At 38.1% G+C, this 14,783-nt stretch carries 12 protein-coding genes; 2 read left to right on the forward strand and 10 right to left on the reverse strand.

Annotated features, from left to right (window positions below; genetic code table 11):
• Window positions 1-69: 69 nt before the first annotated feature.
• From bglX to ACM40_RS05540, 5 genes are all read right to left on the reverse strand, one after another.
• The gene (gene bglX, locus ACM40_RS05520) at window positions 70-2,397 is read right to left on the reverse strand and encodes a beta-glucosidase BglX (protein ID WP_048501847.1); all 2,328 of its coding nucleotides are present in this window, start codon (window positions 2,395-2,397) and stop codon (window positions 70-72) included.
• Between the two features lie 112 nt (window positions 2,398-2,509).
• The gene (locus ACM40_RS05525; protein WP_048501848.1) at window positions 2,510-3,217 is read right to left on the reverse strand and encodes a prolyl oligopeptidase family serine peptidase; all 708 of its coding nucleotides are present in this window, start codon (window positions 3,215-3,217) and stop codon (window positions 2,510-2,512) included.
• Window positions 3,218-3,332: 115 nt separating this feature from the next.
• Window positions 3,333-4,724: a glucoamylase family protein gene (locus tag ACM40_RS05530; protein ID WP_048501849.1), complete on the reverse strand. Its 1,392-nt coding sequence runs from the start codon at window positions 4,722-4,724 to the stop codon at window positions 3,333-3,335.
• Between the two features lie 74 nt (window positions 4,725-4,798).
• Window positions 4,799-6,214 (reverse strand): RagB/SusD family nutrient uptake outer membrane protein, encoded by a 1,416-nt coding sequence (locus tag ACM40_RS05535; RefSeq protein ID WP_228376145.1) that lies wholly within the window; start codon window positions 6,212-6,214, stop codon window positions 4,799-4,801.
• A 12-nt stretch (window positions 6,215-6,226) separates the two neighbouring features.
• Window positions 6,227-9,055, reverse strand: coding sequence for a SusC/RagA family TonB-linked outer membrane protein (locus tag ACM40_RS05540; protein WP_083996797.1), 2,829 nt, complete (start codon window positions 9,053-9,055; stop codon window positions 6,227-6,229).
• 344 nt (window positions 9,056-9,399) lie between these two features.
• Here ACM40_RS05540 and ACM40_RS05545 point away from each other — a divergent pair, with 344 nt between their 5' ends.
• Complete coding sequence (locus tag ACM40_RS05545) at window positions 9,400-10,071, forward strand: DUF4197 family protein (protein ID WP_048501851.1); 672 nt, start codon at window positions 9,400-9,402, stop codon at window positions 10,069-10,071.
• Window positions 10,072-10,112: 41 nt separating this feature from the next.
• Entirely contained in the window at window positions 10,113-10,418 is a 306-nt protein-coding gene (locus ACM40_RS05550) for a DUF493 family protein (RefSeq protein ID WP_040994336.1), read from the forward strand.
• Window positions 10,419-10,456: 38 nt separating this feature from the next.
• On the opposite strand, the gene ACM40_RS05555 is transcribed toward ACM40_RS05550, so the two are convergent.
• The 5 genes from ACM40_RS05555 to ACM40_RS05575 form a co-directional block, all read right to left on the reverse strand.
• The gene (locus ACM40_RS05555) at window positions 10,457-10,807 is read right to left on the reverse strand and encodes an ArsC/Spx/MgsR family protein (protein ID WP_048501852.1); all 351 of its coding nucleotides are present in this window, start codon (window positions 10,805-10,807) and stop codon (window positions 10,457-10,459) included.
• Between the two features lie 87 nt (window positions 10,808-10,894).
• The gene (locus ACM40_RS05560) at window positions 10,895-11,509 is read right to left on the reverse strand and encodes a deoxynucleoside kinase (RefSeq protein WP_040994332.1); all 615 of its coding nucleotides are present in this window, start codon (window positions 11,507-11,509) and stop codon (window positions 10,895-10,897) included.
• A gap of 28 nt (window positions 11,510-11,537) precedes the next feature.
• Window positions 11,538-12,506, reverse strand: a complete 969-nt coding sequence (locus ACM40_RS05565) for a hypothetical protein (RefSeq protein ID WP_048501853.1) — start codon at window positions 12,504-12,506, stop codon at window positions 11,538-11,540.
• Window positions 12,503-13,630 (reverse strand): serine hydrolase domain-containing protein, encoded by a 1,128-nt coding sequence (locus ACM40_RS05570; RefSeq protein ID WP_048501854.1) that lies wholly within the window; start codon window positions 13,628-13,630, stop codon window positions 12,503-12,505. The genes ACM40_RS05565 and ACM40_RS05570 overlap by 4 nt, the downstream gene beginning before the upstream one ends.
• Window positions 13,631-13,739: 109 nt before the next feature.
• A complete protein-coding gene (locus ACM40_RS05575) occupies window positions 13,740-14,762 on the reverse strand; it encodes a glutaminyl-peptide cyclotransferase (RefSeq protein ID WP_048501855.1) in 1,023 nt (340 codons plus the stop codon).
• Window positions 14,763-14,783 lie beyond the last annotated feature (21 nt).

Below are 14,783 nucleotides of genomic sequence, written 5' to 3' on the forward strand. Positions count from 1 at the left end.
TACCACTGTGCCATTAAAAATCATGCCAAAGGTGGAAAAAAGCCACTCAAAGAGTGGCTTTGGTTATTATTATTTAGTCCAATTGATCTTTGAGTGTTTAACCTCATCAGAATTGGTTCCTACCATGATATCAAAGTCTCCCGGTTCCCAGTCGAATTTCAATTCTCCATTGTAGAATTTCAAGCTTTCCGGTGTAATGTCGAAGGTTACTTTTTTAGATTCTCCTTTTTTCAGGAATACTTTCTGGAATCCTTTCAGTTCTTTTACCGGTCTGGTAATGCTTCCTACCATATCCCTGATGTACAGCTGTACCACTTCAGCTCCATCATAGTTTCCGGAATTGGTAACGGTTACTGAAGCCTGAATGGTCTGATTTCCTTTCGGATTGGAATTTGAAACAGACAAGTCAGAATAGGTGAATTTAGAATAACTCAAACCATAACCGAACGGATACAAAGGTGTATTACATTCATCCATATAATTGGAACGGAATCTTTCGTATACACATTTATCCACTTTATCCTGACTTAGAGGGCGGCCTGTATTTTTTGCGTTATAATAGATCGGAACCTGTCCTAAGCTTCTTGGGAAGGTCATCGGAAGTTTTCCTGAAGGGTTTACTTTCCCGAACAGAACGTCCGAAATAGCATTTCCAGCTTCTGAACCGGCAAACCATGCGTTCAGGATAGCATCAGGTACATCTTTTACATTAGTCAGAGCCAGCGGGCGGCCAGTGTAAAGAACCATAGCGATTGGCTTTCCAGTTTTTTTCAGTTCATTTAACAAATCAACCTGAGACTGAGGAATGGTAATTTCTGTTCTTGAAGAGGATTCGCCGCTCATTTCTGCAGATTCTCCAATTGCCAGAACGATAACGTCGGCTTTATTGGCTATATCAACTGCTTCTTTCAGCAATTCTTCTTTAGAACGATTATCCCGGTCTGTTTTTTTACCATGAGCCGCATAAATATCTTCTAATTTGGCATCATAATCTATGTTTGCTCCTTTTGCTGAAAGGAATTTCACTTCTTTTCCATAATTAGCCTGAAGTCCCTGCATTAGTGAAACTGAAGCAGCGTGTTTTGTGGCAACGCTCCATGTTCCGGCCATATTCAGGGAGTTGTTCACCAGTGGACCGATCACCGCAACTGTACCAGATTTTTTCAATGGCAACACCTGGTTTTCGTTTTTTAATAAAACCATGGACTGGGCTGCTGCACTTCTTGCTATGTTACGGTTTTCCATATTGTAAACCTCTTTCGCAGCCAGTTTTGCATCTCCGTAGCGGTAAGGGTCATCGAATAATCCAAGGTCATATTTTGCTTCCAGGATTCTTCTTGTCGCCATATCGATCTCAGACTGTGTAACTTTTCCTTCGTCCAGGGATTTTTTAAGAGTGGTTAAAAATCCTTCCCCTACCATATCCATATCGACTCCGGCTTTCAGAGCTAAAGCGGATACCTGCTGAAGGTCACCCATTCCGTGTTCCGTCATTTCGTTGATTCCTGTATAATCGGTCACAACGAAGCCTTTGAAGTTCCACAATTTTCTCAATACATCGGTCTGAAGCCATTTATTTCCGGTTGCCGGAACTCCATCCACTTCATTAAAAGAGGCCATTACAGAGGCTACTCCTGCATCTACAGCCGCTTTATAAGGTGGAAAATATTCATTGAACATTCTCACGTGGCTCATATCTACCGTATTGTAATCACGACCGGCTTCACCAGCTCCATAGAGTGCAAAATGCTTTACGCAGGCTAAAATGGTATTAGCAGCAGAAAGGTCTTTTCCCTGATAGCCATACACCATATTTTTAGAAACTTCACTTCCTAAGTAAGGGTCTTCCCCGGAACCTTCTGAAACTCTTCCCCATCTTGGTTCGCGGGAAATATCCACCATTGGCGAGAAGGTCCAGTTGATCCCATCTGATGAAGCTTCTTTTGCCGCTACTCTTGCAGACTGCTGTACAAGGTTCATATCCCAGGAAGCAGCAAGACCCAACGGAATCGGGAAAGTGGTTTCGTAACCGTGAATGACGTCCATTCCGAAAATCAAAGGAATCTTCAGACGGCTTTTTTCTACGGCCACTTTCTGAACTGCTTTAATTTTTTCGGCTCCTTTTATATTGAATAATCCTCCTACTAATCCCTGTTCCACCTTTTTACCAATGTCTGAGCTCTGAGCCTGCCCTGTAGTAAAATCTCCGGAAGTCGGCAGGTTGAGCTGGCCAATCTTTTCATCCAAGGTCATTTTAGACAAAAGATTTTCTACGAAAGCTTTTTTCTTCGCCTGATACTGAGCGGTCTGATAAGACTGAACCGGCTTGGTTACCATTTCCTGTGCAGAAAACACGGGAGAAAGGGCCAGGGTTGCCATTACAATTAACTTTTTCATAAATCTATCTTCTTAAATTATAGTTCTAATTTTATTTTGCTTGTTTTATAAGGGGTTCTAATTTTTTTACAATTTATGTTTTATAGGATTAATGTCTCTTTTCCGGAGCCATTTAATTTTCTTTTTTCTTAGACAGCATCCATTCATACAGTTTAGGATCAGAATAAGTTGAATCCCAGGAGTTATGGTTATCATTCGGGAAAATAACCAGTTCTGCTGAAGGATTTACCGGATGTAATCTCTGGTAGAAATTAAAGGCATTTTCAGGGAGTACAATATCATCCATTCCACCGTGAAAAATTTTCATATTGAGATCTTTAAACCGGTTGATATTCGCATACATGATCATGTCCGTAGGAGCACACACAGGAACTACCGCCGCAAACATTTCAGGATGTTCCATGGCAAGTTGCAATGTTCCCCAGCCTCCCAGCGAAAGTCCTGTGAGATAAATCCTGGAAGCATCAATTTTATATTTTTGCTGAATCTCTTTGATCAGATTATAAACCGTTACCGTATCCCACCATGAATCTGCAGGACACTGAGGTGCCAAAATAGCTACCGGCTCCTTGATCAGATTTTTGTAGGTAAACGGACTGTGAACCTTAACTGCATCAAGATTATTGCCTCTTTCTCCTGAACCGTGAAGAAATACGATTAAAGGCACATTTCCTTTTACTTTCTGAGGATAATCGAGAATGTAGGATATTTTTTCGGTCCTTTTGATTTCTTTGTTTAATTCTGCTTTTATTTCCTGTGCATTAACCTGTAATGAGAACGGCAAGAGTAAAAGCGGGAGGTGTTTTAATTTTACTTTCATATTATTGTTTAGGTTTTGGCTGAAACCGTTTTGGTATTTGTTTTTATTTAAACGGGCTAACGCCCATTCCTATTGAATTAAAATTCAGTGAGATAAAGATAACGTTAAGATTTGATTATTTGATATTGTATTTGCCAGATTTAAAACTCAATTTCTTAAGTCCCTGCTGAATTTCAGGAGCATTCATAAATAGTTTCCAAAGGAATCCTGTTCTGTAGTTTTCAATCATTGGGGCTATTGTCCCCTGATCTATCGCTAAATATCTTGGAGTAAACCAGTTGTCATAGTTAACCGAAGTAGCATCGTAAGGCCCTGCAGATCCAATGAATTCAGGTTTTTGTGTATAGAGAAATCTAAGGAAGTCCATAGATTCTTTTGGGGTGTAAGGGAAGCTGCTCAATGCGGCAGTAGGTGTGATAACTCCATTGTCATTGGTTGGCATGTGGGCAGTGTAACCTGTACTTCCGTCTTCATTTCTTGTGTAGCCAGCTGTTAATCCCCAGTAATTGGGTCCGTAGCCTTTCCATTGTTTTGGATTTTCGACACAGTATTTATAGTCGATAAGGACTTGATTTTTGTTTAAATCAAAATAATTTTTAACTAATTTATCGGAAAGTCCGGTAGGATCCAGACCGATGTAGGAATATTGTGACCAGAAAAGCGGCCCGCCATATTCTTCGGCATAATTGTGTTTTACGTAGAGAGGAAGTCCGTATTTTGTTTTGTTTGTAAGATAGGTTCCGTTTCTCGTCCAGCCTTTGTAATAGGTTTCTGCATCAATAGGGTGTGTCGGCGATGAAGCAGCTAAAATATAGGTAATCAGACATTCGTTATAACCTTCCAGCGGAAAATTCATCTCCCACTGATACTCCGGTGACCAGTGCCAGTACAGAACTTTTTCGCCTCCTTTAGTATACCAGTTCCACTGAATTCCTTTCCAGAGCTCATCACATTTTGCAGCAAGGGCTTTTTCTTCAGCATTTCCATTTTTAAAGTATTCCCGTACCATTAAAATTCCGGAGGTAAGAAATGCAGTTTCCACAAGATCTCCCCCATTATCCTTTTTGCCAAAAGGAACAGTTTTTCCTGTTTCTCCGTTAATCCAGTGTGACCAGGCACCTTTATGACGATCTGCTTTGGCAAGAAAGTCCATCATATGGGTCAGTCTTTTTACAGCTTCCTGTCTCGGAATAAATCCTCTTTCCACCCCTACCAGCAGGGTTGCCAATCCGAACCCTGAGCCCCCGATTGTTACGACATGCTTGTCATTATCAGGGTAAATATTGTCTTCGTGATACCGCTCTCTTCCCAGCATCGATTTGGGTTCAGCATAATCCCAGAAATATTTTAATGCATCTTTCTGTACCCTGTCCATTAGCTGCTCATCAGTAATATTACTTTTCACAACTTGTTTCTGAACAGTTTCCTGTTTTGAAGTTTGAGAGTTTTTGCAGGAGTATGCAAAGAATAAAGATGTTATGGCAATTGATAATACGGTCCTTTTCATGAAATCTTTTTTACCTTGTTTATACTAAAAGAAGAGGAGAACTTTCATTCTCCTCTAAAGTTTATCGGTTGATTTTAATAGCCCGGGTTTTGTGTCAAAACTCCATTGCTTTGTCCTATTTCTAAAAAAGGAATCGGGAAAAGCTCATTCTTTCCAGCCTTGAATCCGTAAGGAGCCAATACTGTGGCAGCCTGTCCTGTTCTTACAAGGTCTACAAAACGATCGCCTTCCATAGCAAGCTCAACTCTTCGTTCGTGCCAGATAGCTGTTCTTAATGCCCCCTGAGAAGATGCTGTAGTGTTTGGCAACATAGCTCTTGTTCTTACTTTATTAAGATTTATGATAGCCGTTGCTGTATTCCCAAGTTCATTAGCAGCTTCTGCATTGATTAATAAAACTTCGGCAAATCGCAAAATTCTGATATTCTGAACCGATCCGTCATCACAAGCTGTATTCTGCTGGCTTTTAGGAACATAAGCTTTTTGATTATAAGTGTTAACGGAGGTTGGGTTTGCCTTGATAAGATCTCCTTCCGGTGTAACTTCTCCGTTTCTCAGAATGGTTAATTCTTTACGAATATCCCCAGGTTCGAATGCATCTTCTAAGGATTGTGAAGGCGTAAAAAAGCCCCAGCCGAACTGATCTTTTGCTCCCTGCACCTGTGAATACTGACTTCCTTTATACTGTGATGTACAAGCACAATCAACTTCAAAAACCGATTCTGTACCGAACTCTCCTGCCACTCTGAACAAATGGTTGAAATCGGGATCCAATGCGTACCCCATGGCAATCACCTGATTGGAAGTATCATAAGCTTTCTGCCAATCTTTTTTATACAGATAAACTTTTGATAGCATTCCTAAGGCAGCACCTTTGGTTGCTCTACCTAAATTTGCAGCATCATAAGACTGTGGTAAAACCTGTGAAGCTGCCGTTAAATCAGAAATAATAAAGTTATACACTTCATCTGTTGAATTTCTGGGAATATTATAGTTTTGCTGAAGACCGTCAAAAATAGGAACGCCTCCATATATTCTTACTAAGTTAAAGTAGAAATAGGCACGTAGAAATCTGGCTTCAGCCAAGAGTCTATCCTTTAGAGTAGTATTCATTTCAATAGCCGGAACTTTCGAAATGACCTGGTTACAACGGGCAATTGCCTGCCACTGTCCAGCCCAGTATCCTTTAACCCCATCATCACTCGCTGTAAAAGTAAACTGGTCGTAAGCGTTAATAAAAGAAGCATCGCCTGGGTTTGAACCTTTCAGTACATCATCTGCCGGTACTCCGAAAAGATACTGATATGGAAATGCCGAATTTTCCCAACTTCTTAAAAAATTATAAATTGCATTGGTAGCCTGTATGGCATCACTTTCTGTTTTAAAGAATTCTGAAGCATCTGTTCTTCCTTCAACAGGTATATCTAGATAATCACTTTTACAGCTTAAAACTGCAGAAAGCATGAATATGGAAAATACTATTTTTTTCATGATAAAATTAAATTAAAAAGTTACATTTACTCCCACCGTATAGATGGCAGATATTGGATAAATGTTATTATCAATACCCATCTGAACTCTATCCGTATTTAAAATCTCAGGTGAGAAACCATGATATTTGAAGCTCGTCCACGGGTTCTGAGCACTTGCATAAAAACGTAACTTCTGGATTGCTGTACCTAAAACACTTTTTGGAATATTATATCCTATCTGAATATTTCTGATTCTGAAAAAGCTTCCGTTTTCTACATAAAAACTGCTCGGAACAATAACTCCCTGGTCATTGGTAGTCATAGCATATGTATTTGAAGTACCTTCTCCGTGCCATCTGTTATTATAGAAATCTAAGTCCCAGCTTTCGTTTCCGAATCTCTGCTCTCTGTTGTAGTTATAAATTTTATTACCGGATACTCCCTGGAAGTCCATTGCTACATCAAAATCATAGATATTGACATTAAATCCAAATCCATAAGTGAATTTGGGTATCGGGCTACCTAAGAACGTTTTATCATTGGCATCGATGACACCGTTTCCGTCTCTGTCTTCAAACATAAAACCTCCAACGGTTTTCTTCACTGATGAATAAGTAGGAGCAGCATCTACCTGTGCCTGATTCTGGAATACTCCCACAACATTATAGCCATAGTATGAGCCTACGGCCTGCCCTTTCTCAAGTCTTATGATAGGATTACCAAATAAACTTACTCCAGGCTGGTTGTATGAATCTGCATATACACTTGTAATTTTATTATCAAGAGTGGTAATATTACCAAAAACGCTGAACTTGATATGGTCATTTACTCTGGCATCATAACTAACAGAACCTTCAAATCCTTTATTATTGAAAGAATATGCATTGGTTACATAATTATTAGCATTACTTGCTCCAGATGTTGTAGGCTGGTTGATACCGTAAACTACATCTTTAGAATCTTTGTCAAAATAAGTAGCTTCGATTTTTAATTTATTATTAAGCAAAGCCATTTCAAGACCTAAATCACGACCTGTAGTAGTTTCCCAGGTAATAGTTGGATCTACAATTCGAGTAACTGTTTGTGCCGGATTTCCAATCCCACCAAAATAAGCTCCACCTGAAAGAATACTAGTAAGATTATCATAATCTCTGGAAACTTCCGGGTTGCCTAGTTTACCCCAGCTTGCTCTTAATTTCAATAAATTAAACACATTCTGATTGCTCATGAATCCTTCTTTTGAGATCACCCAACCTATGCTTACTGCCGGGAATACTTTATATCTGTCATCAGAAGAGAAACCTGTTGCTCCATCTCTACGTACCGAAGCATTTAAGAGATATTTACCTGCATAATCATAATTAAGTCTTCCAAATGTCGATTCTATCCTTTTTTTGTAAGGAGTAACCGCGCGAGGATCATCTGGTGCACTTATGGTAGTTGCATAAATTTCATTTCCTTTAGAAATATCAAGACTACTATCATCCCCATTAAATACAATATCTCTGGCTTCCAGATAATTTTCACGATAATAATTTTGAGTACGTGAAAAACCGGCAAGTAATTCAATATTATGCTGGCCCAGTTTTTTCTTCCAGGATAATGTGTTATCCCATACATAATCTCTGTTTCTGGAGTCTCTTGTTACCAAAAGAGATCTGTTTGGCAAAGGAATATAGGTTGCTGTAGGGGTAAATTCATACTTGCTGGTATTGGTATTATCAGAAGTATAGCTAACTCTTAATGTAAAGTCTTTAAGGAATTTATATTCAGCCCAAATGTTATTCAGCATACGCTGCTGCCTGGTTTTTGAACGGAATAAATCGAGCATTGCTCTTGGGTTCGTTACACTTACTAAGGTAATGTAATCATAATTATTAGTAGTTGGATCAATCGGATAGAATACCGGCGGAGCATTATAAGCAGTCAATAATGGATTATTTGCATTATTGTTATGAATATCTGCCCAGGTAAAATTATCCCCGATGGTTAAATTATCCGTGATCTTATAGGAAAGGTTAATTCTTGTATTTAATCTTCCAAAATCATTTCCTGAGTTTATACCACGTCCCGCTTCTAAAGTTCCTTCATCTTTCAAATAACCTAAACTTAAGAAATAATTCAATTTGCCCAGATTACCCGAAGCAGAAATATCGGATGAGCTGATAATTGCCGGTGATAGAACTTCATTGAACCAGTTCGTATCCGCTGGAAATTGAGACCTTGATATAAATTTTGTAGGATCTGTTACTCCTTCATTACGAAGCTTTTCATTATATAACTCAACATACTGGTCACCATTAACCATTTTCGGAACGTTGGTTACCTTTTTCACTCCAAGATAAGAGTTGAAATTAAAGGTTGGTTTTTTACCTTTACCTGTTTTTGTTTTAATGATAACTGCTCCATTGGATGCCTTGGCCCCGAAGATGGCTAAACTGGACGGATCCTTCAGGATACTCATGGATTCTATGTCCTGTGGATTCAGGAAGGAAATATCATCTGTGATCATTCCGTCCACAATAAATACTGTTTTCCCGGTTATGGATCCAATACCTCGGATATCTACTCTTGGTGATGCTCCAGGTGCTCCGGAATTAAGAATCTGAACACCGGATACTTTACCTTGGATAGAACTGATAGGGTTTGAATTAGGTCTGTCTGATATGTCCTTGGCGCTAATTGTAGCAATACTTCCGGTCACATTCTCTTTTTTCTGAGATCCATATCCTATCAGAACTACTTCCTCAATTTTCTGTTCTTTCGGAACAGTGTCTTTCGGTGTAGTCTGCGCATTGACGTTCATACCGAAGTATAAAACTGCAATGAGACATGAATACTTTAAATCACGTTGTTTCATATAGTTTCAATTTTATTCGTACAATCTAATTTTATAATGCCTTTAGTGGAGTTATTTAAAATCTCAAAAAAAGACATTAGGTAAAAATAGAAAAAAAATCGAACAATGTTAAGATATCATAAAAATTTAAAAAAACTAAATAAATATTAAATAAAAAACTGAATAATACAATTTCAGGTAATTAAATTATATTATAAATATTAATTTATGATAAAATATCCAATCCATCACCCTGCTCTTTTTGCAAAAAAATCACCAAATAGGCATGGAGAATTTAATATTTTGTTAATACAGTTATAGTATTTACCTTTGGCTCAATATTTGAGAAATTAAGAAAAAGATCAATGAAAAAATACATTATAGCAGCAGCATTATTAATTGGAACCGGTACATTTATTTTTACCAGCGTTCAATCCTGCACTACAGTAGCTACTTCGGACCTGGGTTTGTCTATTATTAAAAGGATTCTAACGAACGGGATCGATAAAGGGATGGGGATCTATAGCAATAAGGAGGCTTTCCTTCAGAATAACATGGTAGATAAGGCCCTTCCAAAGGAACTTAGAGATATCAACTCAACCCTGGAAAAAATCGCCCCTTCTCTGGTAGCTAAAGAACGTGATTTTATTGCCCAGGCAGCGGCCTATACTGTTAACACTTCAAAACCTATACTTCAGGGGGCAGTCAACAGCTTAAATGCTCAGGATGTTACCAGAATTATTCAGGGGACTACAGCCACTCAGATCCTGAAAGAAAAAACTTCCCAGCAGCTTGTAGCAGCAATAGCTCCTAAAGTGGACGAGAAACTGAATGAATATGGAATTGCAAAAACAATCAACACGGCTCTTTCAGGAAACAACCTTCTTGGCAGTCTTCTGGGAGGGAGCAACAGTAACGTGAATGCCGGCGGACTAAGCAGACTTGCTTCTGAGCAGCTGGTAAACGGACTGTTCTACATCATTGAAGATTATGAACATCAGAATTCCAAAGCCCTGCTGGGACCTCTTGGAAAGTAGAAAAATTTTCGCTATATTTATATATAATTTAACAAGGGCAGATGGATATATTACAAGGAAACCAACACGCAAATCCGGAGGAATTTTATGTTTCTCTGAAGGAAAAACTGGAAGGTCACCACGACTTTCCTGAAGATTATTTATTTAAATTTATCATTCCCACAGATGATGCGAAACTTACAGAAATTTATAAGGTTTTTGACGGCATCAAATTCACATTGGGGAACCGGGAAAGCAAAAACGGAAAATACACTGCATGCAACATTAATGCATTTGTTCTGGATGCAGATCAGGTAGTGAATATTTATAAGGAAGTAGCCAAAATAGAAGGCGTTATTCTGTTGTAAGAAAAAAAGAAAGTCAGCTTCGGCTGACTTTTTTTAATTTATTTTTCAATAAAAAATTTCACATTCTCAATAGGTCTTCCCAGCATGGCAACCGATCCTTTAATCAGGATAGGCCTTTGTATCAGAGAAGGGTTCTCAGAAAGGATCTTAATCCATTCTTCTTCAGAATAGTTTTTATCAGCATAATTTTCCGTGTACAGCTTATCTGTTTTACGGATCATATGAAATACGCTCTGATTCAGCTTTTTCAGTACTGTTTTAATCTCCAGAATGCTTAACGGATCTTCGATGATATTGATGATCTCGAAAGGAACACCGTTCTCATCAAGATACTCAAGTACAGCATTTGATTTAGAGCAGTTTCCGTTATGTAAAACCTTAACCATCATAATATAATCATTTATAAAATTAAACTCCTCCCATCAAATTTAGGAAGAAATGAATTCAAAGCTGTCTTAAATTCTGATAAAAATTTGTTAAAAGAGACCGTTCAGCTCTGCTTCGATCTTTTCGAGGATAAATCCGAAATCTTCAGGCTTTTCTACAAAATCAAGATCGTCTACCTCAATCACAAGAAGTTTACCTTCGGTATAGTTGGAGATCCATTTTTCGTATTTCTGGTTCAGCTTTGAAAGATATTCAATGCTGATAGATGCTTCGTATTCCCTTCCTCTTTTATAAATCTTTTTGACAAGATTCGGAACATCAGATTTCAGGTAAATCAACAGATCCGGTGCGGAAACAAAAGATTTCATCAGTCCGAAAACAGAAACATAATTATTGAAATCCCTGTCTGAAAGAAGTTTCATATCGTTCAGATTTTCTGCAAAAATGTGGGCATCTTCATAGATGGTACGGTCCTGGATAATATTTTTGCCGCTTTCCCTGATCTCTTTTACCTGGCGGAATCTACTTCCTAAAAAATAAATCTGCAGCGCAAAGCTCCACTTGCTCATGTCCGCATAAAAATCTTCAAGGTAAGGATTGTGGTCTACATCTTCAAACTGTGCATCCCATCCGTAATGCTTGGCAAGCATCGTGGTCAAAGTGGTTTTTCCGGCTCCAATATTTCCTGTAACTGCAATATGCATTCTCCTAAGTATTTTTTTATTAATTGAACTAAACACCTGTGGACTGAACCGCTGAAGTATCTTCTAACAGCTTCTGTATCGTAGTTTCAGGAGCTTTTTCATCAGATTCTTTCTTTTCTCCGTCAGTTTTTTTCACCTCTTCACCAACGGTTTGTTCGGATGGCGGTTTTGTGTCAGACGGCGCAGTTTCCTGCTTGGTTTCAGGTTCTTGCTGCTGTTTAGTTTCCTTTATTTTTTCCAGGTTGTAAAGATAGAGTTTGTTGGCTTTGATTTCAAAATAAGAAAGGATGTTTTTATCCACAATTTGTGCGTCTTTATCTTCAAAAATCTTTACCATTCCTTTTTCAGGATCATATTTCTGGATCGAATTGTCTGCAACCACCAAAATAACATCATTTTCCCTTCTGAACCTTTTCCCGTTTTCAAGTGGGGCCTCAAAAAGTTTTTCAAATTTCAGCGAGTATACCCTGATATGCTTTCTGGTTAAAATATAGACTTTATTTTCAAATACCAGCAGGTCCATCAGATCATCAAAGCTGATATCAAACGGATAAGAATTTATGGTGGTATCGTTCCTGAAATTGTACTGAATAAGACGCTTTGTACTGTCGTCCAGAAGCCAAAGCTGCTGCAGGTCTTCAGCATAAGCCATTTTAATAAACCCGAACTTCTGCTTGAAATCTATCCTCTGGATTTCATTCATATTCTGGTCCACAAATTTCATTTCCTGGGCATTTTCAGAGAACAAAGGTACGCTTAGGGGATTCTGCACCGACTGTACTTTGTAGGGAACCGTCAGCATCATTTTTCCAAGCTGTTTCCCAAGAGAATCATATTTGGTAAAACTGAAGTCTTTATTTTTATAGATGTACAGATTCCCGTAATCGTCCGCAAGCATGTCTTTAGCTTCCTTCAGTTTCAAAGTATCTAAAGGGAGGGATTTCTGTGCGGAAACGGTACAGAAAAGGAAAAAGAATAATATGTTTAAAAACTTCACTCTGATTTTTTAATGAGGTCAAGATACTGAAAAATAATTTCATCCAAAAGAGCATCAAAGTTAATCGAATTATCTTTAATATTAATTAGAATTGAAATCACCAGCCGATCTTTTGGATATATCTTTAAATTAGACATTCCCCCATAGTAGGCTCCGTTATGGCCGAAAAAATAGTTCCCGTAGTAATCTTTTCTGGTAATAAATCCCAAGCCGTAAGTTTTGTCATAATTTCTTGGGGTCAGTAACTCTTTAAAAGATTCTTTCGATATTATCCTATCTGCATACAGGTAGGAATTGCCTAGCTTTACAAGATCTTCTGATGTGGAAAGATAGCAGCCCGGAGCATAATTAAAACTGCAATCTGTACACGGTACAATTCCTAATTTATCTTTATACCTATAATAAAACCTGGAAGTATCTTCATCAAAATTACCATCATCGGGTACCGTATGATTTAATCCTGCTTTATCTATAACCAGCTCTTTTTTAGTTTTTGTAAGGGGTTCACCGGTCAGTTTTTCGATTAAAACACCCAATAACATATATCCGTAATTACTGTAACTGAAATCCACTCCGGGTTTGGATATAAAATCAGTTTTTTGAAAGGAACTGTAAAAATTACTTCTATGAAGGTCATTTTCCCCGCACATAAAACTCTTCTGATAATCCCTCACCAACCCTGCCCTATGGCTTAGCAGCTGTTCAACTGTTATATCATAATCTTTTACAGGAAGACTGTCCAGATATTTATAAATACTCTCATTGATTTTTAATTTATTTTCCTCCTGAAGCTTTGCCAGAGTAACAGCCGTAATAGTTTTTGAAATACTCCCAATTCTGAATTTTGTTTTGGAAGGAATTACTTCCAGCTTCTTTTCCACATCTGAGTATCCGAATCCTTTTGAATATACCAGCTGATTTTTATGGGAAACAGAAATAGCCAAACCCGGGATATCGTATTTTTTCCTGAATTTTTCAATCAGCTTGTCATTTTTATTATCTAAAACGGAAAAGTCGATTTTTTTCTGTCCAGATGCTGCACTGAAAAAGACAATGACGAGACATGATATTATTTTCAGAATTATCCTTTTAATACCTAAAATATTTTGACTGAATAAGATCATTTAATGATAATAAATTGCTTAATTCTTGCTCTCAGAAAATTGAGGTTATTTTTTGAAATGAAAAATAGCGTCCCTGAAGAACGCTATATATTTTAAATCAATTACTGGATTATTTAATCTGAACTTCATAGATCTTCGACCAGTTTTTACCTGTTACAAGCATGTTTTCGCCCTTAAAAGCAATTCCGTTCAGTACATCATCACTTCCTTTGGTATTCTGTTTGGCAATATCGGTAAAATCGAATGTTCCCACTACTTCTCCTGTTGCCGGGTTGATCTTTAAGACCACTGGTTTCTGCCATACATTGGCATAGATGAATCCGTTGTGATATTCAAGCTCGTTCAGCTGGTCATAGATCTGCGCGCTTCCTGCCACTGCTACATACTTGATCAGCTTTGAAGGATCATTGGCATCAAGGAAATACAAAAGTTTGCTTCCGTCTGATGCAATCAGGTTTTTCCCATCGTAGGTAAGCCCCCATCCTTCGCCCAGTACATTCGGGTAAGGGAATTCTGAAAGAAGTTTCAGCGAGCTTTTATCATAAATATAACCTTTTTTGCTTTGCCATGTCAGCTGATACACTTTATCTCCTACAATGGTGCTGCCCTCAGAAAAGTCTTCCTGAGCCTGTTTTGTAGAAGCCAGAGGGGTTGTGGTTCCCAATGTATATTTCAGGATCTGCGAAGAGCCGTTCTGCCCATCACTTTCATAGATGGTATTGCCTTCGATCTGGAATCCCTGTACAAAATTTTTCGGATCATGAGGATATTCCGCTACGATCTGGTAAGTAAGGTTTTTTTCAGGGTTTTTTGCAAATACATTGATGGTTGCATCCTGATTCAATACTTTCCCTCCTTTTGTTTTGATATTGAAGGTAACGGTATTATCCCCTAATGTAAAGAATTTAGGGTCAACAGTTAAGCTTGAAGTTTCTTTGTCTCCGAAGCTGATGCTGATACTTTCTGCATTCTCCGTCACCTCTTTCGGAAGCTCCAGTTTATCACCGAAGTGATATCCTTTCTCAGTCATTGAATTATTATACTCATTCAGAGTGCTCAGGATTTTTTCATCTTTATTACAAGACGCCAACATCAAAACCACCGCTAAACCTACTATGATATTTTTTTTCATTGAATTTCTAAATATTTCCCC

The organism is Chryseobacterium sp. BLS98, from assembly GCF_001045445.1.
GTDB lineage: Bacteria > Bacteroidota > Bacteroidia > Flavobacteriales > Weeksellaceae > Chryseobacterium.

Bases quoted from the DNA above. Each gene is read 5' to 3' on its own strand.
- bglX (WP_048501847.1), bottom strand. From the start codon at position 2,397: ATGAAAAAGTTAATTGTAATGGCAACCCTGGCCCTTTCTCCCGTGTTT.
- ACM40_RS05525 (WP_048501848.1), bottom strand. From the start codon at position 3,217: ATGAAAGTAAAATTAAAACACCTCCCGCTTTTACTCTTGCCGTTCTCA.
- ACM40_RS05530 (WP_048501849.1), bottom strand. From the start codon at position 4,724: ATGAAAAGGACCGTATTATCAATTGCCATAACATCTTTATTCTTTGCA.
- ACM40_RS05535 (WP_228376145.1), bottom strand. From the start codon at position 6,214: ATGAAAAAAATAGTATTTTCCATATTCATGCTTTCTGCAGTTTTAAGC.
- ACM40_RS05540 (WP_083996797.1), bottom strand. From the start codon at position 9,055: ATGAAACAACGTGATTTAAAGTATTCATGTCTCATTGCAGTTTTATAC.
- ACM40_RS05545 (WP_048501851.1), top strand. From the start codon at position 9,400: ATGAAAAAATACATTATAGCAGCAGCATTATTAATTGGAACCGGTACA.
- ACM40_RS05550 (WP_040994336.1), top strand. From the start codon at position 10,113: ATGGATATATTACAAGGAAACCAACACGCAAATCCGGAGGAATTTTAT.
- ACM40_RS05555 (WP_048501852.1), bottom strand. From the start codon at position 10,807: ATGATGGTTAAGGTTTTACATAACGGAAACTGCTCTAAATCAAATGCT.
- ACM40_RS05560 (WP_040994332.1), bottom strand. From the start codon at position 11,509: ATGCATATTGCAGTTACAGGAAATATTGGAGCCGGAAAAACCACTTTG.
- ACM40_RS05570 (WP_048501854.1), bottom strand. From the start codon at position 13,630: ATGATCTTATTCAGTCAAAATATTTTAGGTATTAAAAGGATAATTCTG.
- ACM40_RS05575 (WP_048501855.1), bottom strand. From the start codon at position 14,762: ATGAAAAAAAATATCATAGTAGGTTTAGCGGTGGTTTTGATGTTGGCG.